This window comes from Streptomyces sp. WAC06614 (assembly GCF_003949795.1).
Classification (GTDB): Bacteria; Actinomycetota; Actinomycetes; order Streptomycetales; family Streptomycetaceae; genus Streptomyces.
This window is the reverse complement of record NZ_RPRY01000612.1, coordinates 1-1,949: the sequence shown is the minus strand read 5'-3', so window position 1 is coordinate 1,949 and position 1,949 is coordinate 1. Positions and strand designations below refer to the sequence as shown.

Here is a 1,949-nt window from a genome sequence, read left to right as displayed (position 1 = left end):
CTCCTCCGACTGACCAACCCCCACCCCGGCCGCCCTCACCACCACCGTCCGCCGCATGCTGGACGCGGCCCTGGCAGACGCCTGAGCCCGGCCCCGCGAAGGGCGCCGTTCGACGTGCGCGGCTGCGCCGACGGGATCAAGGGGTGTTGAGGCCGTTCCTGGATGGCGCGGTGGGGGTTGGTCAGTCGGAGGAGCGGGTCCAGCCCGTGGCCTGGATTGCGGTGGCGTCCTGGGGGCGGTCCTCCGTGAAGAGGAGGCGGGTGCGGTGGGTGATGCGTACGACGTCCACGTAGCAGCCGCGGCCCACGTAGCGGCCGGTGGCCCGGTGGCGGAAGCGGAGTTGGACCGGGCTACGGGCGGGCTGGTCGGGGAGCGGGGCCTCCAGGTGGTGCCAGATCCGGCCCGACCAGCCGCTGAGCCGGCCCTCGGGCCAGTGTTCGGGGCTGCCGCCGGTCGTGCGGACCGTGTGGAAGGGGAGCGGGTGCCAGGTCGTGCCCGCGTCCGCCGACCACTCCACGTACAGGGCGCCCTCGTTCGGCACGGTGTCCCACCACACGGCGCAGCGCAGCCGGGCGCCGGGGCCGGGCGGGGTGACCGGGGGCAGGGTGAGCGTGCCGGAGCCGCCGGGGGTCTGGCCGGAGAACCAGGCCGGGCCGCCGTGCCGGGTGCGGACCGGGACGGCCCGGGCGAAGGCGTTGCCGACGGCGACGCGGGGCGCGCTGCCGGCCCGCCAGGTGCGGACGGGGTGCACGGAGTTGCCCAGCAGGACGAGGTAGGAGTCGGTGGACGGGTCGAGCACGAGAGAGGTTCCGGTGAAGCCGGTGTGGCCGGCGGAGTGCGGGGTGGCCATCGCGCCCATGTACCAGTGCTGGTAGAGCTCGAAGCCGAGGCCGTGGTCGTCGCCGGGGAAGGCCGTGTTGAAGTCGGTGAAGAGGAGTTCGACCGAGGCGGGGCGCAGGATGCGGCGGCCGGCGTAGGCGCCGCCGTCGAGGAGGGCGCGGGCGAGGACGGCCAGGTCCCAGGCCGTGCCGAAGATGCCGGCGTGGCCGGCGACGCCGCCCAGCGCGTACGCGTTCTCGTCGTGCACCTCGCCCCAGACCAGGCCGCGGTCCAGGCCGGACCACGGGGGGCGCTGCACTTCGGTGGCGGCGGTCGTACGGCGCCAGGAGAGCGGGGGGTTGAAACGTGTGCGGTGCATACCGAGCGGAGCAGTGATCTCGTCGTGGAGCAGGGCATCCAGAGGGTGACCGGTGATCCGTTCCAGGAGCAGTTGCAGCGTGATCAGGTTGAGGTCCGAGTAGCGGTAGACCGTGCCGGGGGTGTCCTGCGGGCGGACCTCCCAGAGCAGGCGGAGGCGTTCCTCGCGGGTGGGCTGGGAGTAGAACGGGGCCCAGGAGCGCAGGCCGGAGGTGTGGGTGAGCAACTGCCGGACACTGATGGACTCCTTGCCGCCGCCGGTGAACTCGGGCAGGTAGCGGCGGACCGGTGCCTCCAGCTCCAGCCGGCCCCGCTCCATCTGCTGGACCGCCAGCACCGAGGTGAACAGCTTGGTCAGTGACGCGAGGTCGAAGACGGTGTCCTCGGTCATGGCGATCCGCTCCGCGGCGGGCAGTTCCCGGGCCCGGTCGGTGCGCCCGTCGTAGTCGGCGTAGCGCAGGGCGTCGCCCATGGCCCGGTGCAGGGCGACGGTACGCCCGCGCCCCGCGAGGACGACCGCCCCGGCGTAGTAGGGGTGCTCCGGGGAGGGGCCGAGGAACCGCCCGGCCTCGGCCGCGGTGGCCTCCAGGTGCCGCTCGACCAGCCCGGCCTGCCGCGCGGACCCGTACCGCAGGCGCAGCCCTTGCGCGGCCCGCCGCTCGGCCGCCCCGGCGGCCCCGGCGGCCCCGGGCAGAGCGGCATGCAACAACAACACCCCGCCCAGCGCCAACAACCGCCCCCCGAGCCGCCGC

General features: G+C 74.7%; 1 protein-coding gene. It reads right to left on the bottom strand.

The genetic code is table 11. The features are described from left to right. Positions 1–181: 181 nt before the first annotated feature. On the bottom strand, positions 182–1,949 hold a 1,768-nt coding region (locus EF918_RS35280), incomplete at its 5' end, for a serine hydrolase (protein WP_260610996.1).